The sequence below is a fragment of the Nostoc sp. genome (assembly GCF_036917975.1).
Classification (GTDB): domain Bacteria; phylum Cyanobacteriota; class Cyanobacteriia; order Cyanobacteriales; family Nostocaceae; genus Nostoc.
The window spans coordinates 1-20,029 of sequence record NZ_JBALEJ010000036.1; the positions used below are offsets into that span (position 1 = coordinate 1).

The 20,029-nt window shown below is 43.4% G+C and carries 17 protein-coding genes and 1 pseudogene; 13 read left to right on the plus strand and 5 right to left on the minus strand.

Translation table 11 applies throughout. The annotated features are described in order from the left end of the window. Positions 1-185 precede the first annotated feature (185 nt). On the minus strand, positions 186-539 hold the full coding sequence (gene patD, locus V7K76_RS16515; protein ID WP_334778751.1) for a heterocyst frequency control protein PatD: 354 nt from the start codon (positions 537-539) through the stop codon (positions 186-188). Between the two features lie 295 nt (positions 540-834). On the opposite strand from patD, the gene V7K76_RS16520 reads away from it, so the two are divergent. Beyond that, on the plus strand, positions 835-3,102 hold the full coding sequence (locus V7K76_RS16520) for a RelA/SpoT family protein (RefSeq protein WP_334778750.1): 2,268 nt from the start codon (positions 835-837) through the stop codon (positions 3,100-3,102). Positions 3,103-3,446: 344 nt separating this feature from the next. Here the strand turns inward: V7K76_RS16520 and V7K76_RS16525 are convergent, their stop codons facing one another. Beyond that, the gene (locus V7K76_RS16525; RefSeq protein ID WP_334778749.1) at positions 3,447-3,827 is read right to left on the minus strand and encodes a nuclear transport factor 2 family protein; all 381 of its coding nucleotides are present in this window, start codon (positions 3,825-3,827) and stop codon (positions 3,447-3,449) included. A gap of 585 nt (positions 3,828-4,412) precedes the next feature. On the opposite strand from V7K76_RS16525, the gene V7K76_RS16530 reads away from it, so the two are divergent. From V7K76_RS16530 to V7K76_RS16550, 5 genes are all read left to right on the plus strand, one after another. After that, on the plus strand, positions 4,413-4,667 hold the full coding sequence (locus tag V7K76_RS16530; protein WP_099103731.1) for a TIGR02450 family Trp-rich protein: 255 nt from the start codon (positions 4,413-4,415) through the stop codon (positions 4,665-4,667). A gap of 1,003 nt (positions 4,668-5,670) precedes the next feature. Further along, positions 5,671-6,537, plus strand: coding sequence for a ferredoxin:protochlorophyllide reductase (ATP-dependent) iron-sulfur ATP-binding protein (gene bchL, locus V7K76_RS16535; RefSeq protein WP_012410753.1), 867 nt, complete (start codon positions 5,671-5,673; stop codon positions 6,535-6,537). Positions 6,538-6,569: 32 nt separating this feature from the next. After that, positions 6,570-7,355 (plus strand): DUF5331 domain-containing protein, encoded by a 786-nt coding sequence (locus V7K76_RS16540; protein WP_334778748.1) that lies wholly within the window; start codon positions 6,570-6,572, stop codon positions 7,353-7,355. Positions 7,356-7,531: 176 nt separating this feature from the next. Continuing rightward, complete coding sequence (locus V7K76_RS16545; RefSeq protein WP_094349187.1) at positions 7,532-8,935, plus strand: ferredoxin:protochlorophyllide reductase (ATP-dependent) subunit N; 1,404 nt, start codon at positions 7,532-7,534, stop codon at positions 8,933-8,935. Between the two features lie 377 nt (positions 8,936-9,312). Further along, entirely contained in the window at positions 9,313-9,960 is a 648-nt protein-coding gene (locus tag V7K76_RS16550; RefSeq protein WP_334778747.1) for a GNAT family N-acetyltransferase, read from the plus strand. 151 nt (positions 9,961-10,111) lie between these two features. On the opposite strand, the gene V7K76_RS16555 is transcribed toward V7K76_RS16550, so the two are convergent. Beyond that, the gene (locus V7K76_RS16555) at positions 10,112-10,294 is read right to left on the minus strand and encodes a hypothetical protein (protein ID WP_334778746.1); all 183 of its coding nucleotides are present in this window, start codon (positions 10,292-10,294) and stop codon (positions 10,112-10,114) included. Between the two features lie 5 nt (positions 10,295-10,299). Between V7K76_RS16555 and V7K76_RS16560 the strand changes: the two genes are divergently transcribed. After that, on the plus strand, positions 10,300-11,484 hold the full coding sequence (locus V7K76_RS16560) for a DUF2252 domain-containing protein (protein ID WP_334778745.1): 1,185 nt from the start codon (positions 10,300-10,302) through the stop codon (positions 11,482-11,484). A 146-nt stretch (positions 11,485-11,630) separates the two neighbouring features. On the opposite strand, the pseudogene V7K76_RS16565 reads toward V7K76_RS16560, so the two are convergent. After that, positions 11,631-12,149: pseudogene (locus tag V7K76_RS16565) on the minus strand (AIPR family protein); the annotation flags it as partial. Between the two features lie 56 nt (positions 12,150-12,205). On the opposite strand from V7K76_RS16565, the gene V7K76_RS16570 reads away from it, so the two are divergent. Then, the gene (locus V7K76_RS16570) at positions 12,206-12,409 is read left to right on the plus strand and encodes a hypothetical protein (protein WP_334778744.1); all 204 of its coding nucleotides are present in this window, start codon (positions 12,206-12,208) and stop codon (positions 12,407-12,409) included. Between the two features lie 26 nt (positions 12,410-12,435). Next, positions 12,436-14,190, plus strand: a complete 1,755-nt coding sequence (locus V7K76_RS16575; protein WP_334778753.1) for an Rqc2 family fibronectin-binding protein — start codon at positions 12,436-12,438, stop codon at positions 14,188-14,190. Positions 14,191-14,619: 429 nt separating this feature from the next. Here V7K76_RS16575 and V7K76_RS16580 read toward each other — a convergent pair whose 3' ends face one another. Continuing rightward, positions 14,620-15,210, minus strand: coding sequence for a response regulator transcription factor (locus tag V7K76_RS16580; protein WP_334778743.1), 591 nt, complete (start codon positions 15,208-15,210; stop codon positions 14,620-14,622). 143 nt (positions 15,211-15,353) lie between these two features. Here V7K76_RS16580 and V7K76_RS16585 point away from each other — a divergent pair, with 143 nt between their 5' ends. The 4 genes from V7K76_RS16585 to V7K76_RS16600 all read left to right on the plus strand — a co-directional run bounded on the left by V7K76_RS16585 (position 15,354) and on the right by V7K76_RS16600 (position 19,965). Next, positions 15,354-16,085 (plus strand): sensor histidine kinase, encoded by a 732-nt coding sequence (locus V7K76_RS16585; protein WP_334778742.1) that lies wholly within the window; start codon positions 15,354-15,356, stop codon positions 16,083-16,085. Positions 16,086-16,851: 766 nt separating this feature from the next. After that, positions 16,852-17,031 (plus strand): PEP-CTERM sorting domain-containing protein, encoded by a 180-nt coding sequence (locus V7K76_RS16590; protein WP_334778741.1) that lies wholly within the window; start codon positions 16,852-16,854, stop codon positions 17,029-17,031. A 2-nt stretch (positions 17,032-17,033) separates the two neighbouring features. Continuing rightward, positions 17,034-18,158 carry an O-antigen ligase family protein gene (locus V7K76_RS16595; RefSeq protein WP_335029876.1) on the plus strand — a complete coding sequence of 375 codons (1,125 nt, stop codon included), beginning with the start codon at positions 17,034-17,036 and terminating at the stop codon, positions 18,156-18,158. Between the two features lie 79 nt (positions 18,159-18,237). Further along, the gene (locus V7K76_RS16600; RefSeq protein ID WP_334778752.1) at positions 18,238-19,965 is read left to right on the plus strand and encodes a hypothetical protein; all 1,728 of its coding nucleotides are present in this window, start codon (positions 18,238-18,240) and stop codon (positions 19,963-19,965) included. Positions 19,966-20,029: the final 64 nt, after the last annotated feature.

Genomic DNA, 20,029 nt, shown 5'->3' on the forward strand with positions numbered 1-20,029 from the left:
CCCAGTCCCCAGTCCCCAGTCCCCAGTCCCCAGTCCCCAGTCCCCAGTCCCCAGTCCCCAGTCCCCAGTCCCCAGTCCCCAGTCCCCAGTCCCCAATCCCCAGTCCCATCTTGTTGCCAAAATAACTTTCCACTATAGGTCATAAATGAGATGATGGAAAAATTAGAGAAAAAGGTAAACAATTGTTATTTTTCTCCTTCCGCTTCTGGTTGCAGAATAGCATCACAGTATTGAATGAGGGTTGTCAAGCGATCGCTAATCGTTTGAAGTCTCGTTTGTGCAGTCGATGCTTGCCGCGCTCCTTGCAAAAACATCACATCTATTGCCAACAGGCGCAATTGCTTGCTCATCTCCGTTTGATAAGACTGCACTCGCCAGTTTTCATCAGCCAAAGGCACAATCTGCTGTCCAAAAAATTGCTGCAACGAGGCTATACGCTGTCGCAGTTCGGGCGCAGCGATTTGGGTAGTTGTGGCATCAGAGCGTAATTGCTCTAGCAAGGTTACGAGTGCCAGATATTTCTCACGGTTTAAAGACATCCAGTGCTAGTTAAGATAGTATTAATGTCAAGTAATTTTTCTTCTACAATAAACTTCTCTTTTAGACTTATCACCATTAAAAGCCTCAAATCATGGTTTGAGGCTTTGTTTGCCATCAATGGATTTTCTTTTTTATGATCCTTGAAACCCAAACTGGAGACTACCATAAGCAATTGGAGAATCATCCTGACACTGCTTTTTCTACCCTTCTCTGGGTGACAGCATCTTCTTAAGGCAATGCTGCCAGTTTTATTTATTTTTCACTTATCTACCGATCCACTCTAAACCCTATTTTATGAGCAGTCTAGCTATTAATTCATCAGTTGATCTAGCCATTCCGGAATGGTTGAAAAAATGTTTGAAGGAGTCATCGACAAGTAGCGGCGCAGCTGAAGATGACCGAAGGCATAGTGATGCAGTATTAATTGGTCGCGCTTTTGAATTTGCTTACCAACTGCATCAAGGTCAATACCGCAAATCTGGAGAACCATATATTGCTCATCCCATCGCTGTAGCTGACTTACTGCGTGACTTGGGGGGTAGTGCTGCTATGATAGCAGCTGGATTTCTCCATGATGTCGTCGAAGATACAGAAGTCACAAGTCAAGAAATAGAAGAACGCTTTGGCCCAGAAGTACGGCAATTGGTGGAAGGTGTCACCAAGCTTTCTAAGATTAATTTCACCAGCAAAACCGAAAGCCAAGCCGAAAACTTCCGGCGGATGTTTTTGGCAATGGCGCAAGATATTCGGGTAATTGTGGTCAAATTGGCAGATCGTTTGCATAATATGCGAACTTTACAATATATGTCAGAAGCCAGCCGCCGCCGCAGTGCCCAAGAAACGCGAGATATTTTCGCGCCTTTAGCCAATCGCCTGGGGATCTGGCGGATAAAATGGGAACTGGAAGATTTGGCTTTTAAGTATTTGGAACCGGAAGCCTTTCGCCAAATGCAAGAGCATGTTTCCGAAAAACGGACGGCGCGAGAAGAGAAACTGGCCAAAGCTACAGACATTTTGCGAGAACGTTTGCAGCAAACCGGAATCGTCTTTCAGGATATCAGTGGTCGTCCCAAACACCTTTATAGCATTTATCAAAAAATGCATCGGCAGCAAAAGGAATTTCATGAAATTTACGATTTGGCGGCGCTGCGAATTATTGTCCAAACCAATCAAGATTGCTATCGGGCGTTGGCGGTGGTTCATGATGCTTTTCGCCCAATTCCTGGAAGATTTAAGGACTACATTGGACTACCAAAGCCTAACCGTTATCAGTCGTTGCACACTGGGGTGATTGGATTAACTGGCCGTCCTTTAGAGGTGCAAATTCGGACAATCGAAATGCATCACATCGCCGAGTACGGGATTGCCGCCCATTGGAAGTATAAAGAAACAGGTGGTTCTAGTATTAGCCATTTGACAGGGACAGATGACAAGTTTACTTGGCTGCGGCAACTGCTGGAATGGCAAACCGATCTCAAGGATGCACAAGAATATCTTGATAGCGTCAAAGATAATTTATTTGAAGATGATGTCTATGTCTTCACCCCTAAGGGGGATGTTGTTCCTTTAAGTCCTGGTGCTACAACTGTAGATTTTGCTTATCGCATTCATACAGAAGTCGGAAACCACTGTTCAGGGGCGCGGGTGAATGGGCGAATGGTGCCACTATCAACGCGGCTGCAAAATGGCGATATTGTCGAGGTTCTAACCCAAAAGAACTGCCATCCGAGTTTAGATTGGTTGAACTTTGTCAGGACTTCGGCGGCGAAATATCGGATTAAACAATGGTACAAGCGATCGCGCCGAGAAGAAAATATCGCCCGTGGACGGGAGTTGTTAGAAAAGGAACTTGGTAAAACTGGTTTTGATAGTTTGCTGAAATCGGATGCGATGCAAATTGTCGCCGAAAAGTGTAACTACCACAGTGTTGACGATTTACTCGCTGGTTTAGGTTACGGAGAAATTACCTTGAACCTAGTGCTAAATCGTTGGCGAGAAGTTGCGAAGGGACAACAACCAGTTGCCACTGTGTCGCCATTTATCCCTAAAGAACCAAGTTCAAAAGCTTTGCGAGATGCGCCTCCAAGTACTTCTCGCTCCACTGATTCGCCAATTGTTGGGGTGGAAGGGTTGATGTATTATTTAGCTGGGTGTTGTACCCCGATTCCTGGCGAACCGATTATTGGTGTGGTGACGCGAGGTAGGGGGATTTCAATTCATCGCCAAGGCTGCAATAATCTGGAGTGTGTGGAGTATGAACGCCTAGTACCAGTTAGATGGAACCCAGCCGCCGAAAATAGTGGTCGTCCGCACACGTACCCAGTGGATGTACAAATTGAAGCTCTAGATCGTGTTGGGGTGCTAAAGGATATTTTGTCACGGTTAAGTGACCAAGGGATTAACGTCCGCCATGCCCAGGTGAAAACCTCTATTGGTCAACCTGCATTGATGGACTTAGGAATAGATATACGCGATCGCTCCCAACTAGAGCAAGTGTTCGTCCAAATTAAGAAAATGAGCGACATTTTGAATATCCGCCGCGTTGGTCAAATTGACGAGTAGGTGTGCCAATTGGTAGGGTGCGTTAACGCAGTGTAACGCACCAATTTAGGAGTCGAACCGCAGAGGCGCAGAGGGCACAGAGGAAGAGAGGAGGGAATAACAATTCAAAATTCAAAATGACGCTCTCTACGAGACGCTAAAAGCGTAGCTTGCTTCCCTGTAAGGGTACGCGGACTCGCTCTAAGCGAAGCCATGCCGAAGGCTTTACGCTGCGCTAACAAAATTCAAAATTAAAGACAGCCACGCCACTTGCAGGCGTTAGCGCGTAGCGGGACGTACCCCTACGGGGAAGCAAGCTACGCGGTAGCGTCTCTAAGAGTTGTACGGTTTTAAACCAATATTCATTACCCAGTCGTACAGAATTCATGTGGACAGACTTCCATAGCTTGAATCAAGCCGTGTTCAAGGGTGAATCGATGACCCACGTGCTCATCGGCAAGAACTGCTCCAGCCTTGTCACGCACGACCTGATGCACATCGACCAAAATGCGCCCGGCTTCCTCCGAGTAAAAGGAAACCGGCTCGACATGCGGATTGATCTCGCTCCATTGCTCCGTCCAGTAAGCGCGAACTTCTTCAGACCCACGGACAAAACCGCCTTTGAACGCTTTCGGCCAAGCCACGTCCGGAGTCATGAGGGCAAGGGCAGCGTTAATGTCTCGCGCGTTGAAGGCTGCGTACGCCGCACGGAGCAGTTCGATTAGGAGTGCAGGTTGATCTGACATAAAAGGTATGGTGAAGGAGATGTAGTATGGATTTTAGATCAATACAAAAAAAAGAAACCTAAAGACCCGACAATTACTGAGAAATTCAATACATATTGCTTTGCAGATTACAAAGAACAGGTAATAGATTTACTACAAAGAGTCTGCACCGTCAGCGTGGAAACAATGCAGATTATTCAACAGATTCAGGTCAAAATCTCCCCCTGCTGTTCGCGCGATCGCAAATACTCTACTAAAACTTCCCGACTCTCTTTTCGCACTGGAACTAAGCGTGGTTCATTGGTTTTGGTGTCTGGTTTCTATTATTTATAGCTAACTCACAGCAAAATCTGTAATTTTTTTTGAGTTCGAGAAATTGCAGAAAAATAGAAAATCTAAGTGTAGTAATGGTTTTAGCCATTCCCCTAAATTTACCTTGAACTACTACCCTGCTCTAAAAACTCTATTTTTATGCGATGCCTACGGCGGTAAACTACGCGCAAAGCCAGTACAATAGTACTTTTGTATTACAGACTAGAACCCCTATTAAATCGTTCAGCTTTTTTCTAACTCATAAAAAAATGGGCGAACCGGGAGTAATAAAAAATGACTAAGAAACAAAAATTTCCTTACCTAGTTGGTTCTAAGTGGACAGCACAGCAAAAAGTTGATGGCTGGCGGCACTTCCAAGTAGTCAATCGTAAAAATCAGGCTAAGTGGGTTTATGCCGAAATGGTTGCTGCTTGCGATCCGAAAGTCCGTTTTTGGATAAATGCCAAATTATTACAAGATAACTCCCAGTGGCAAGCTGGCTGGCAAACATTACAGGAAATCCACGGACTTGAAACTGAGGTGTCCTGATTACCTTAAAATAACGTGAGTTCGACGAATCATATAGTGTCCATATAATTAGTAATTAGCCGTAAAAAAGACCTCTCCCTGGCTTTACTACGCAAAACCGTCCCTCTCCGACTCGGAGAGGGAGAGACTTGAACTTTAGTTCAAGGCTAGGGAGAGGTTTATCGAACTCACGTTAAAATAGCCCGACTGAAAGAAATTTTAGGACTTACGCACACTCTAAAATTGTTCTATTAGCCCACGGAGGTGGGCTTTGCTTTGTGTCGCCGCGTTCGCGTAGCGTGCCGGAGGCTCTATTCTATTCGCCTTGGCTCTTGGAGAACATTTGGCAAATTAATAATTTTTTACAAAATCACCCTAACTTACTCTCAAGCAGCAATTAAACAGTCTCAGCTATTGCCTGAAAACTTGTGATTTATCTGCGATACCTTCGGTGAGCTACGCTAAGAGACTTCCAACAAATAAATTACCCAATCTTGTAGGGTGGGCATCTTGCCCGCCCATATCCAAAGGCGGACAAGATGCCCACCCCACAAGAAGTAGTTGAGTATTTTTTTATTTGGAAGTCCCTAACGCAAATTCCAGTAGTATTTCCAGCATCAGGCTACATATACCTCTCTTTAGCCTTGACCCTGCGCCCCAACGCCTTGAAAACACGTTGTCATAACATCAGCTAATTCTATGAAAAGCATTCAAAAAAGCCAGTTTTAACTTTTTGTTTTTTGTAACTATTTTTATAAAAATAATTAATAAAAAGTTTTTATTATCTATTTTAAGAGTTTTTAAGGTCTTTAGGGTTGATAAAAACCTAAATAAACCTAATTAAGCTCTAATTCATCGGATAAGACCGTTTTACAGATTATGACCCACTTTCCTTTCTATGTAATTTGCCCAATAATGACATCAAGAATGAAATCAAGAAACCTCACGCATCGCCATCTCAGGAAAGGTGAAGGCAAATGTTTGAGCCACAAGTTTGACAAGAAGCTATAAGAGGGAAACAACAGTGAAACTAGCAGTCTACGGAAAAGGTGGTATCGGTAAATCCACAACTAGCTGTAATATATCCGTCGCCCTAGCTAAACGTGGCAAAAAAGTGCTGCAAATTGGTTGCGACCCCAAACATGACAGTACCTTTACCCTGACTGGGTTTTTGATTCCGACAATTATCGACACCCTCCAAGAAAAGGATTATCACTACGAAGATGTCTGGCCAGAAGATGTGATTTATAAAGGCTACGGCGGTGTGGATTGCGTAGAAGCTGGTGGACCACCTGCGGGTGCTGGATGTGGCGGTTACGTAGTTGGTGAAACCGTAAAATTACTTAAAGAACTCAACGCCTTTGACGAGTACGATGTAATTCTTTTTGACGTTCTGGGTGACGTAGTTTGTGGTGGTTTTGCAGCACCACTCAACTATGCAGATTACTGCCTGATTGTTACAGACAACGGCTTTGATGCTTTATTTGCTGCCAATCGAATCGCTGCTTCCGTCCGCGAAAAAGCCCGAACTCACCCACTGCGTTTAGCTGGGTTAATTGGCAATCGCACCTCCAAGCGCGACTTGATTGAAAAATATATAGAAGCAGTGCCCATGCCAGTTCTAGAGGTTTTACCTTTAATTGAAGATATCCGTGTTTCCCGTGTGAAAGGTAAAACTTTGTTCGAGATGGCAGAGCAAGATCCTTCCCTAGACTACGTTTGCGACTACTACCTTAACATCGCCGACCAAATTCTGGCGCGTCCCGAAGGTGTTGTACCTAACGATACACCAGATCGGGAGTTGTTCTCTTTGTTGTCCGATTTTTATCTAAATCCGGGTAAACCCCAGGTTCCTAATTCAGAAGAGGAACTAGACTTGATGATTGTATAAATCACCAAGTTCTCAGGATGGGGGACAATAATATGGCTTTCTTTCACAGTTTTACAGATTCAATAAAGCAAAAATGGTTGCAATTTTTCCAGAATAATCGAGACTGGATTACCCTGCACATGGAAGTGGAATCAGTGTACACCCCTGATGGCGGGAAGCGACCACCTTCTTACCTCATCCTGGGAGTTCTTAACGCCCTAGAGCCAAAGCTAGCGCAGTTAATGTTGCCATTTTCCAAACTCAATCCTGACGCCGATACCCTGATTGAAGTGCTGGATTTGCATTTTGACCCAGATTTAGCTCTCGGTAATCGCTTTGTTGGCAACCCAGATGTTGAGAGATACGTAGAAGAAGCAGCAGCTATCGTTGACGAAAAGCCTGAAGATGAAACATTGACACATTCTCATACAAATGGCTTTGCGGCGGCGGTAGTTCCAGAATTCGCAATCCTGGATTCCGATAATGAAAGTCTGGGGATTGGCGAGTTGGAGGAAACTGAAAATGCCTTTGGCGATACTTCCTTAACCAACGGACACGACTCAAAAGATGAGTCTCTCCAAACCTCTAGCTTAGAAGCAAATGAGTTTGGGGAAATTGCCTTCGATTCAACAGTTGCAATCGAAGTAAAGCTGGATGAAGACGAAGCGCTTGAAGATAGTCCACTAGATGAGAATGCGTTTAAAGACGTGTTATCAGATGTCTGGGGTGATGAAACAGCTTTGCAAAAGGCTGAAGAAAATAACGATTTTTTGGGGGAAGAACTGCCAGCAGGCGTTTTTGATGAATCAGAAATTGCCCGCCTCTTCCCCAATGCTTAATTATTGCCGTTCTTCGCAATTTTAAGTTTTAGATTTGGGGTTTTGGATGAGGAATTAGGGAAATTGTCGTTAGACAGAGGATACTTTTGTTGTCCCAGCCTTCAATCCAAAATTATCAATCTAAAATCTGAAATTGGTTGAACTGCCATTAAATATCAAGGGGAGAAAAAACCAAAATGACTGTCGCTCAACAACCAGAAGCTTTAAGCTTTGAATGTGAAACTGGAAATTACCATACCTTTTGTCCAATTAGCTGCGTGGCGTGGTTATATCAAAAAATTGAAGATAGCTTCTTTTTGGTAATTGGGACAAAAACTTGTGGCTACTTCCTGCAAAATGCGATGGGGGTGATGATTTTTGCTGAACCCCGCTATGCAATGGCAGAGTTAGAAGAGGGCGATATTTCCGCACAGCTGAGTGATTATGAAGAGTTAAAGCGGTTGTGTTTGCAGATTAAACGCGATCGCAATCCTAGTGTAATTGTCTGGATTGGCACTTGCACCACCGAAATTATCAAAACAGATTTAGAAGGTTTGGCACCGAAGCTAGAATCCGAAATCGGTATTCCCATCGTTGTAGCGCGCGCAAATGGTCTAGATTACGCCTTCACCCAAGGAGAAGACACCGTATTAGCAGCAATGGCTAACCGTTGTCCTGATAAGTCTCCGGTGGCGGAAACAGAGAAAAGTGAACGGAATGCGATCGCTAAATTACTCAACTTTGGTAAAAAGAAAGAAGATGTCGCCCAAGATGAGTCTGAGTACGTAGATCATCCACCCTTAGTTCTCTTTGGCTCCCTTCCCGACCCCGTAGTGACTCAGTTAACCTTGGAACTGAAGAAACAAGGCATCAAAGTTTCCGGCTGGCTACCCGCGAAGCGCTTCACTGAATTGCCAGTATTGGAAGAAGGGTATTATGTCGCTGGTGTCAACCCCTTTCTCAGTCGCACAGCTACTACCTTAATGCGCCGCCGCAAGTGTAAACTCATTGGCGCACCCTTCCCCATTGGCCCCGATGGCACCCGCGCTTGGATTGAGAAAATCTGCTCGGTGTTCGGTATTACTCCCAAGGGTTTGGATGAACGGGAAGCACAAATTTGGGCAGGTTTGGAAGATTACGTGAAACTGATTCGCGGTAAGTCTGTATTCTTCATGGGTGATAATTTGCTGGAAGTTTCCCAAGCCAGATTCTTAATCCGTTGTGGGATGACTGTTCATGAAATCGGCATTCCTTACATGGATAAGCGCTATCAAGCTGCTGAGTTGGCATTGTTGGAGAAAACTTGCCAGGAAATGAATTCACCCCTGCCAAGGATTGTAGAGAAGCCGGATAATTACAATCAACTTCAGCGGATTTATGCGTTGAAACCAGATTTGGTAATTACTGGTATGGCTCACGCTAATCCGTTGGAAGCACGCGGTATTAATACTAAGTGGTCGGTGGAGTTCACTTTTGCTCAAATTCACGGCTTTACGAATGCGCGTGACATGTTGGAGTTGGTGACTCGTCCGTTGCGTCGGAATAATAATTTGAAAGATTTGGGTTGGGATAAGTTGGTGAGAGAAGAAGCGAAGATTTAAATTTGGGTTTGGATTGAGCAACAGCATAATACTATGTTACGGGCGAACTTTTTGGGTTCGTCCTTTTTTTTTACGAACCGCAGAGGCGCAGAGAACACGAGGAAGAGGAGAAATTGGAATAATCAAAATTGAAGAAGATTCTAAAAGATTGCTCAATATTATGAACAGTTTGAAAAAATATAATAAATTTTTCAGATTACCTAGTATTGCATACGTAGAATTTGAAAGAGAAGAAGATAATCCTATACGACACAGTTACATCATAGGAGGAAGGCATAGGTACCTCATAGCAGCCGGAAGTGCTGTATGGGTAGAGTATTCTGAATTCTGAATTCTGTATTCTGACTCCTGTTTTATTATGATGAGAACAAAAAATCATGCAAGACCGAACTTGGCAGCCACCTGAATTTCTCCAACTTCAAGGTCAATTTGTCACACTCAGACCCTTCGTTCCTCTAAGAGATATAGATGCTTTGTATGCAGCTTCACACGGCACACCAGAAAAGGAACTTATATGGAAATACCTATTCTATGGACCATTTGATAGCCCTTATACAATGAAAGACTGGATGGAGAGAAATACATTAAATAAATCTGACACTCTGACTTGGACAGTCTTTGAAAACTCAGCAAATATCCAAGTAGGCACGGTGGCATTATTGGGAATTGTGCCAGAGCATGGTCGGGCGGAAATCGGCCATGTGTGGTTTGCAAGTACAGTCCACAAGAGTAAAGTCAATACAGAATCACAGTTTTTGCTACTACAACATCTTTTTGACCACCATCTTTATCGCCGAGTTGAGTGGAAATGTGATTCTCTCAACCATGCAAGCCGAACTACAGCAACGAGAATGGGATTCATTTATGAAGGTCGTTTTCGACAACATATGTTTGTGAGGGGAAGAAACAGAGATACTGATTGGTTTGCAATGACAGATAAAGAATGGCCGCGATGTAAAGGCAATTTTGAGAAATGGCTTTATTCCACCGCCAAAATTTCATTAATGGAACTAAATAACGGTTAGCTAAGTGTGTAAGCATCGCTCTGGTTCAGATATAATCGCCGGGGAGAGAAAGCGCCGTGTGTTGAATGGCGTTTTTGTTTCCTTTAGATTTCCTCTAAGAAACGTCACTAGCCATAGTTTAGATTGGGCTTGACCCGCGATCGCCTGTCTGCTAGGTTTCCTCTAAGAATTTAAATTCAACATCACTTAAAACAGACGTGTTTTGATTTGTGATGAATCTGACGACAATATCATCACCTTCTGAGTAGAATAAGCGATCGCTTAGTTGGTAGCTGGGGCAGCGATCGCACTGACCAATCAGGACTGAGTGTTGTAAAATACAGCATAAAGCCAAAAATTATGACAAACAATATCATTGACAGAATTCATCACTTTAACCTTGGACGCAACCCAAAATTACTTGAATTAAAATACAAGGCAATGCGTTCTGATGTTTTTACTTTTTATCGTGGCACATGTCATTTATTTTACGAAGACTTCCCTAAAGATTCCCCACTGAATGCAGCCCCGCCAGTATGGATTTGTGGTGACTTGCACCTGGAAAACTTTGGTAGTTATAAAGGTGATAACCGATTAGTTTACTTTGATCTTAATGATTTTGACGAAGCATGTCTTGCTCCTTGCACTTGGGATGTGGTGAGGTTTATTACCAGTGTGATAGTTGGCTCTCACGCGCTGAAGGTGAATGAATCAGAAGCATTGCATTTAAGCAATTCCTTTCTTGATGCTTACAGCAATGCTTTAGCTAAAGGTACTCCTAGAAGTGTGGAAAAGGAAACCGCTTCGGGCTTAGTTAAAGATTTATTAAGAAGTTTAAAAAACCGCCTTCGCCCAGAATTTTTAGATCAGCATACCAAGGAAAAGAAAGGTAAGCGGCACTTAATTATTGACAATAAACGCGTTATGGAAGCCACAGAAGCAGAACAGCAAAAAATCACAAAACTCATCTCCAATTGGCACAAATCTACACAAAAAGATGCTAATTTTTATCAAGTTTTAGATGTACAACAGCGAATAGCTGGTACAGGTAGTTTAGGGTTAGAACGTTATGCAGTTTTGGTAGAAGGTAAAGGTTCTCCTGATGGCAATTATCTCTTAGATTTGAAGCAAACAAAAACTTCCTCATTACAACCCTATTTAACACTACCTCAGCCGGATTGGTCGAGTGAATCTGCACGGGTAGTAGCTATCCAACAACGGGTGCAAGGAACCCCACCTGCTCTTTTAGGGGTAATAGTTGAGGGGAATAAATCTTATGTTTTGCGAGAGTTGCAGCCAGTACAAGATCGGGTGAGTTTACAGGCGTGGGATGGAAAGCTGGAACGTTTAGAGAAGTTGATGCAGACAATGGGTGAAGTGACAGCGTGGGATCAATTACGCAGTGGTGGTAGACAAGGTTCTGCGATCGCAGATGATTTAATCAAGTTTGCTCACTCATCTGATTGGCGTAATCAAATCCTAGAGTATGCAACCAGCTACTCTTTACAAGTAGAACTAGATTACCAAGAATTCTGCAAAAAATAATCAATTTGATTTGACTTTTTACTTCTTAAAAGTTAGGCTATCAGTTAAAATCTAAGGACTTTACGAGTTTACTGATAACTGTTTACTGTTCACTCTTAAAAGCATCGCCCATCCAAAACAAATCTCTCAATAGAAACCTTGTACTATTATTTCTTAGCTGCTTGCACACGCCCTTTTGTACCTTGTGTCACCTTCGCTTCTTTTTGCTTACTAGAGTTGACCATTTTCACCAAGTGCTGATTTAGATAACTTTGCGCTGAGATATACAAACTTTCCCAAATCTCTTGATTGCGGCTGATTTTTGTGCCGACTGTATTTCCTGCTGTTTTCTCCGACACCAAGTATTTGCGGAAGTAGTTAGTCCACAGGTGTTGCAGAAAATCTTCGGCGAATTCGTTAAATGGCAGAATCCATTTATACTCTTTATCTAGAAATACCCGATAGGACGCAATTATCGGTAGTGCCAGGTCGGTTGGCGCACCAAACCCAAATGAATACTTGCTGTCCGGCAATAACGTCGTTTTACGTATATCTATTGATGCTAAGTCGTTGACTCCCTTTCTTCTGGGGTTGCTGATATGTTCTTGGATTATTTCGTACAGTCTTTGCTCTATCCACAAAGCCTGAGATAGCAGAGGCAAAAGTGCAGTTAATCTTTCCCGTAAGGATTCAGGTCTGGGGGTATTGACAAGTGTGACATCCTTGGCACAGTATCAAAATTATGGAAAAAGACCTGCCTCTACAACTAGACCGTGAAATCCTTGGACAGTTGGCTACCGAACAACTGGTGGATATGATTATCGAGCAGGCGATCGCTATAGTTCAGCTAAAATCCAGAGTAATAGAACTAGAATTGTTCATGCTGAAAATAGGGTTGCTTAAATCCAATTTCACAACCGGACTATGTGATTTGGAACTATACTGAGCATCGACCTTTGAACGCGAATGGCTATGCAACCAGTTGACTTCACTACTCTTACAGCTACCTGTAGCGAAATCCGCGCTAACTGGCTGCCCTCGCGGACAGAACAGGTTTATCAACGCGATCGCTACACTATTGCTATAGCATTACGCACCCTGAAACAACGGGATTGGCTACAAATTTCTTGGCATCCCCAAGCGGCACATATTTGTATTGGCGATCCACCACCGCGATCGCCAGATACCTTTACCTTTAGCCAACAATTGATACACCAATTGGGTGGTTTGGCACTGATAGGAATTGAAGCGATCGCCCCTTGGGAGCGGGTTATTGATTTGCAATTTGCCCGTCGTCCTGGAGAAAGCGCCCTATATCATGTCTATGCAGAAATCATGGGCAAGTATAGTAATGTGATTCTCACCGACGCTAACAATATAATTATCACCGCCGCCCATCAAGTCAGTCAGCAACAATCTAGTGTCCGTCCCATCCAAACCGGACAACCTTATGAAACACCGCCAAAACTGACTGGAACTGTGCCCAGTTTGAACGAATCTCAAGAACGTTGGCAAGAACGGGTAAGTTTAGTGCCAGGAGCAATTAAGCGGCAATTGCTCAAAAGTTATAGTGGTTTGAGTGCAGCGCTACTGGAATTAATGCTGCTAGAAGCAAATATCACACCAGAAACATCCACCGATACTCTTAACCCCGACGACTGGCGACGGCTGTTTGAACGTTGGCAAGAATGGCTGCAAGCCTTGGATTCCAAGAAATTTCAACCCGCTTGGACAAAAGATGGTTACACCGTAATCGGTTGGGGTGCAGTTGAAAAGGTCAAAAATATTCAGGAGTTACTCAACCACTACTACAGTAACCAGATTGATCAACAGTTATTTTCCCAATTGCGCCATCAATTGAGTCAGAAATTGAATAATATTCTGGCGAAATTACGCAATAAAGCTCAAACCTTTAAAACGCGCTTGCAGCAATCAGATCAAGCCGATGAGTATCGGCAAAAAGCAGATTTATTGATGGCTCACCTGCAAAACTGGGAACCGGGGATGAAAGAAATTATCCTTGCAGATTTTGAGACAAATTTACCAATTGCGATCGCACTTCAGCCAGATAAAAATGCCGTCCAAAATGCCCAGAGTCTTTACAAACAGCACCAAAAGCTGAAACGCGCTCGTGCTGCCGTGGAACCGCTACTATTGGAAGTACAGACAGAAATTGAGTATTTAGAGCAAGTAGAAGCTGCGATATCTTCGATGGGCTACGCCAACGGGCAAATAGACACCTACCAAACAGCAGAAGATTTGCGAGTTTTAGAAGAAATCCGCGAAGAATTGATTGGACAAAAGTATCTAGAAGATCCAGAATACCGCAGCCGCAGTGCAAACGAACCCCCTAGTACCAACTTTCATCGTTACCTTACTCCCAATGGCTTTGAAGTATTAATCGGTCGTAACAATCGCCAAAATGACCAATTAACCTTTCGTGTAGCAGGGGATTATGACATCTGGTTCCACACTCAAGAAATTCCAGGAAGTCATGTCTTACTACGTCTAGAACCGGGTGCTGTGGCAGAAGAAGCTGATTTACAATTTGTAGCTAATCTTACTGCCTACTACAGTCGCGCCCGTCAAAGTGAGCAAGTGCCAGTAGTTTATACTCAGCTAAAACACGTCTACAAACCCAAAGGAGCAAAGCCGGGAATTGCCATTTACAAGCAAGAAACCATACTTTGGGGAAAACCGCAATTAACAATTCAAAATTCAAAATGACCGAAAATGAAAAGGATACAAGCCCCTAAATTTATTTATGGAGAAGCAAAAAAAATGTATGTATAACGATAGCGCAGCGTTAGCGAGTCCGCGTACCCTTACAGGGAAGCAAGCTACGCTTTTAGCGTCTCGTAGAGAGCGTCATTTTGAATTTTGAATTCGGAGCGTTCGCCCTTGGCGTCTCGTAGAGAAGCGACGTGACACTCTCTACTTCACCAAAACCTAATAAGTGCTTAGTACTGAAACTAAAAACTTTTAGTGATAAAAATTGACATGACAATCGATGGGTTAAATAAAATGAAGAGTGCTGAGTTAAAAGACCGCCCACAAGGGGCGGGGTATCAACCTTCTCCTTGATAAAAAGATTCCGCCCACAAGGGGCGGGGCTTTTACCCAGTGCGAAAGTACTGAGTACTCAATCTTCTTTACTCAGCACTCAGCACTCAGCACTGAGTCTTGTAAAGCTAATACTGCTGCTTGGGTGCGATCGCTTGCACAAAGCTTGTTCAAAACCCCACGCACATATACTTTTACACTTCCCAAGCTGAGATAGAGTTTCTGGGCAATCTCGTTATTGCTATAACCTTGGACAATTAACTCCAAGACTTCCAGTTCCCGATTTATCAATGGATCTGCTTGCAGAATGCTTGCTTGCTCTGGATCAATTGCAGAGATCGTTACCGTCTGAGTAGCATTCGGTTTCACCATAGCCGCCGCTCCTTGACGAGTATGCTTGAGAACAATACGAGCGATCGCTGGATCAATCCACGACTGACCTTCATGGGTGATATGCAGCGCTTCCAGCAACAACTCGAACTTAATTGTTTTCACACAGTAAGAGTCTGCCCCAGCTGCAAACGCTGCCAGTACCATCTGCTCTTTGGCAAACGAAGTAAGCATCATTACTTTAGTTTGTGCAGCAGTTTCTGATACTAAAGATTCCCGAAACTGCTGCACCAGCCATATTCCGTCTCTATCCGGCAAACCAATATCGATCGGTATACTGCGAACGGGTAACAACGAGACTTTTTAAAAAATGGCTATAAGCTTGGCACAAACAAGCTTTTGGCGATTATTCAAAAGTCAAGTTCTCAGCCGTTTTTAGTATAGATAAGAAGGAATTACTGGCCAGGGTGCGGGCTTTGTTGAGACTGAAACACAGTATGGACGAACAACTGTTCCTCATTCAGCGACGGGAAGATTTTGTGACCCGCCTCACTCACGATCTGCGAACTCCGTTGATAGCTGCTGACCAATTCCTAAAGTTGCTGCAAAGAGGTGTTTTTGGCAATACCTTATCAGCAATGCGTGAATCTTTAGAACAAATGGCTCAGAGTAACCAAACTTTGTTGTCAATGGTCGATACCTTGTTAGAAGTTTACCAGTATGAAGCTGGAGGCAAAACTTTGGATTTTTTTGTAGTTAACCTGTGGGAATTATGTCAGCAAGTAGTGCAAGAACTAATGCCTTTGGCTGATGTTAAACATTTAACTCTCAAAGCTGTCTTGACAAAGGATACTGAAGCTTCTTTAGTTAGAGTTAAAGGCGATCGCCTGGAACTACGCCGACTCCTCACTAACTTAGTTGCTAACGCCATTCGCTTCAGCGATGCTGGGTCAGTAGAAGTTCGCCTCAATTCCACTGTTCAAGGGGTAACGATTGAAGTAGAGGATACAGGTATTGGCATGAATCCAGAAGAACAATTACTTTTATTTGATCGCTTTCGACAGGGCAAGCATCAACGTCAGGGGAACGGTTTAGGATTATATTTGTCCCGTCAAATTGTTGAAGCCCATCAAGGGAATATCTCTGTTTCATCGACTGTAGGGAAAGGCAGTATCTTCACAGTTTATTTACCTGTGCAAACACCTTATTCAAAAATGTTATCAGCATAAAAAATTTGGGAAATCGAGCTTAAGAATTTGTACTAAAATAACTTTCGCTTTAATATAGGATTTCTATATAGCCTTCCGTTCCATTAACCCGAATTCTCTGTCCGTTATCGATGGTGGAGTAGGAGCTTATATTGATATAAAGTATAATCCCAAGAAAACAGACCCAGAACCAGGACAAGGAAAAATCCATTGGATTCAACATATAGTTAACAACCATGCTTCATTTGATGAACACCAAAGCACTTCCAGTGAAGGTTTACACGGTGTTCCTTACGACGGAATAGATATTCGCCCATTTCAGAACGTTAACCCATATTATCCCGGTGGAACCGAATTTTCCTTCTATGACAGACCTTATAGACCTGATGCCAAAAACCCTCACACCTGGTTTGCTGAACTTTACTTAGTTGAGGAAATAGCAGAAAGAGAAGTAACAATTTACAACGGAATCAGATGGGGTTGGATAAACAGAGTATATCGTCGTAAAAATCCTGTACCTGCACCTATACCTATACCTGTAATACCTATTCCTATACCTGAGCTAATACCTATTCCTATTCCTAAAATTCCTGTACCTATAGTTTGTAACCCCGGTAGTGGTGGTGGTGGGTGTAATAGAACACAAACTGACGGAATATTTGATAACGACAGTATCGAAAATATAAATCAGGAAATTTCTTATTCCAACATTGATGAAACCAACTGGACTGAAGACTTTGATTTTGATATCAATGACCCAGACTGGATTGAAGAACAAGACCCATCAGTGCTTGAATTTGAGAATTGGGATTGGGCTTCTGACGAAGAACCGATTCTTGACGAAAACCAGGAAGAAGATAATTCTGAATCTCCTGTCTCCGTACCCGAATCCACATCTGCACTAGGACTATTAGCACTTGGCGTATGGGGCATAATGAAGGCGATGAAAATTCGCCTTGAAAAATAACCGTGAACCGTCTCTACACCCTGCTATTTTCCCTCAGCATCATTCTCATTAACCCAATTGGTGCAATGCGCGGGGAAATCTGGACTCAACCAAAAGTATTTGCCATTAGCCTTATCTGCATACTCAACTTTTTAATGCTCTGGGAAGACAGAGAAAGCTTGAAACTGACCCAAAGCTGGAAAATTAACAGGTTGCTGTGGGAAATATTTTTGGGAATTGGGTTGATTTCAACTCTCGCTAATCCCTTCCCCTGGCGTTCCCTACTCGGTCAAGAACAGATGGGAGACGGCTTACTCTACTGGCTGCTCATCGCCATCTTCACCCTCAGCAATAACCTACTACTAAGACTGCACCCAGAACTAGCCCGTTCTCAACTGCAAGGTTTAGTCATTGGCGGTGTCATCCTAGCAGCAGTGGCAGTTATGACACTTGTCGGTTGGCAATGGCAATGGATAAACACACGTCTGGCTGCAACTGCTGCCATGTTAATTATCCCAGCTTTGCTGCTCACTCAAACCAGAGCGGGAATATTAGCCTTACTGGTAGCCACTATCTACTTATTAGGACGCCAGCATTATAAGCTTTTAGTCCCCGCAATATTGGTATGTCTGCTCATAATTGGCATCGCTACCAGCACTAGGCAGATGAATAATTTACCCCTGATTAAACAAATCACATCAAACCGCGTTGATCTGTGGCAGATGGCCAACTATAGAATTAGTCAGCGTCCCTTACTCGGATGGGGAATGGATGGTTTCGGCACCGCTTATTCCTATGTGCGCCCCCGAAAAAAAATAACTAAAGTAATTCGCTTGGGTGATTTTAGTTTCGACTACCAAGACGAAAATGGGCAAATAAAAACCGCACAACTACCCACAACCAAAGCACATAATCTAATTTTAGATACAACTTTATCAGTAGGCTTACTGGGGATGGTATCGTACCTAGCCCTGTTAGGATGGTGTCTGTGGCAGGTGATCAAATCACCTTACCGTGGAATTGAAGCAGTCTTCATTGCCTACCTCGCTTTTACCTTCACTTGGTTTGAGTGCGCCCAATTTACCCATCTAGCTTGGTGGTCGCTCAGTATATCTGGAATATCCCGTGTCCCGAAAATCATACCTTAAAACCGCCACCATCATCTGTCTGCTGTGTCTATTACTAGGCAATACCCAGTCTCAGCCAGAGTCACAATGGACGCCACAGATGGAAGCAGAATTTCAGCAGCGTTCCCAAGCCGCAATTACTCAACTCGCAGGTAAGTACTATGGGAATACAGCCTTCGAGAACGAGAAGAGATCCTATCCCAGGGCGATGATTGACTTTCTCGCAGGTAATCGAGAAAAAGCGATCGCATTTCTGCAATCAGAAGACGCTGATGCAGATAGAAATGCTCACACCTTGGGAATTGACTTTTACTCTGGTTTTACCCTCAAAGAGCAAGTCCGCAAATACTTCTATTTTGGCAAATATCTTGACCCAAAATATCGCCAGCGCATGAAAGAAGCAATGGGGATTTTGACTCAAAAAGACCCGCTCACACGTACCTTTCCCGAACCTCGCAAATTTTGGGAACAGTCAACCGATAACTGCAATACTTGGGTAGACTGCCGCAATACTGATAATTTAAAAGCAATGCGAGAAGTTGCCGTCTATTTGTTTGCTGAAGAAACTGGGAACGAAGAGACACGCAAAATATATAAAGAACGCATCCGCCGCAATGTTCGCACTCTCTACCAAATTGGACAAGGAGAATGGGATTCAGAAAACTACTTGGGACACGCTGTCACGACTTATGTAAATCTTTATGACTTTGCTCAAGACCGAGAAGTCAAGTCACTTGCTAAATCTGCACTCGATTGGTTTTTTACTTCCGGTGCGCTGAAGTATTGGCGGGGTGGATTTGGTGGGCCCAGTAAGCGCGATTATAATCAGGGGAATTGTGTTTGGTGTTCCCTCGCTACCCATGAATTAGGGTTGTATTTTGATGATTCACCCTTACCAGATCCCAAGCCGGACTCCGATGAAGTCCACCTATTGACTAGCAGCTACCGTCCTCCGATAGCTGTTGTGGCTTTAGCGCGTAAGCAATTCAAAAAACCTGTGGAACTGCTAAATTCTAAACCAACTTACGAAAACTGGAAACCCGGTGGAGATAAAGCACCTCAGTTTCACGAAACCCTCTATTTTGGTAATTCCTTCCAGCTTGGCACATTAGCTCAAGGTTCCGGTGGAGACTGGAATGGCTTTAAGTTGATGGCATTTAATCAAAAACGCGGTGTTGATTACTTTATTGTATCAACAGGAATAGACCCCACTAAGATGTCTACTTCTTCTATTGGTGGTGATAACATTGCCCAGTATCGCAATTTGCTTATCTGGCTCAACGATAAACCTAAAGCGCCATTTCAATTTTTCTTGCCCAAGTCTGCCAAGTTGGAAACTCACAATGGTGTAACTTTTATTAGGTACGAAAAAACATGGCTGGCGTTGACACCAATTAATTTGCTCCTAGAGGGAATTAACACAACAGCAACCCAGAAAATTCACTCAAGATATCCCGATGACCAAATTCTCACTGCGGTGGGTACTGGGAAAATAGTAGCCGGATTTGCTCTAGAAGTCGGTGAACAAGAAACCTATGGTAGTTGGGAACAGTTCCAGCAGTCGATAGTAAATAAGTCGCTCTTAAACCTCAAGCAGGTTAATCGGGGAGTGGTTGAGTATCAAGGAGTTTTTGGTCAGGTAAAACTCCAATATCAGAGTTCTGGTTTACCAAAAGTTTGGCGCAATGGACAGTACCACGACTGGCAAAAGCATTTTGCTGTTTACCAAAGTACTGATGGTAATAAAATCCCCATTGATCAGGGATGGAAGGAAGGTAAGCTTAGAGTTGAGGCGGGTGGGTATCAGTTCCAAAGTCAAAGCAAATAATATAAGAGTAGCCTTTTCAAGGTGACTCGTAAAATCTCTTTTTTCCTATTTATGTATTGAGAGA

Bases quoted from the DNA above. Each gene is read 5' to 3' on its own strand.
- patD (WP_334778751.1), bottom strand. From the start codon at position 539: ATGTCTTTAAACCGTGAGAAATATCTGGCACTCGTAACCTTGCTAGAG.
- V7K76_RS16520 (WP_334778750.1), top strand. From the start codon at position 835: ATGAGCAGTCTAGCTATTAATTCATCAGTTGATCTAGCCATTCCGGAA.
- V7K76_RS16525 (WP_334778749.1), bottom strand. From the start codon at position 3,827: ATGTCAGATCAACCTGCACTCCTAATCGAACTGCTCCGTGCGGCGTAC.
- V7K76_RS16530 (WP_099103731.1), top strand. From the start codon at position 4,413: ATGACTAAGAAACAAAAATTTCCTTACCTAGTTGGTTCTAAGTGGACA.
- V7K76_RS16540 (WP_334778748.1), top strand. From the start codon at position 6,570: ATGGCTTTCTTTCACAGTTTTACAGATTCAATAAAGCAAAAATGGTTG.
- V7K76_RS16545 (WP_094349187.1), top strand. From the start codon at position 7,532: ATGACTGTCGCTCAACAACCAGAAGCTTTAAGCTTTGAATGTGAAACT.
- V7K76_RS16550 (WP_334778747.1), top strand. From the start codon at position 9,313: ATGCAAGACCGAACTTGGCAGCCACCTGAATTTCTCCAACTTCAAGGT.
- V7K76_RS16560 (WP_334778745.1), top strand. From the start codon at position 10,300: ATGACAAACAATATCATTGACAGAATTCATCACTTTAACCTTGGACGC.
- V7K76_RS16570 (WP_334778744.1), top strand. From the start codon at position 12,206: ATGGAAAAAGACCTGCCTCTACAACTAGACCGTGAAATCCTTGGACAG.
- V7K76_RS16575 (WP_334778753.1), top strand. From the start codon at position 12,436: ATGCAACCAGTTGACTTCACTACTCTTACAGCTACCTGTAGCGAAATC.
- V7K76_RS16585 (WP_334778742.1), top strand. From the start codon at position 15,354: ATGGACGAACAACTGTTCCTCATTCAGCGACGGGAAGATTTTGTGACC.
- V7K76_RS16600 (WP_334778752.1), top strand. From the start codon at position 18,238: ATGGAAGCAGAATTTCAGCAGCGTTCCCAAGCCGCAATTACTCAACTC.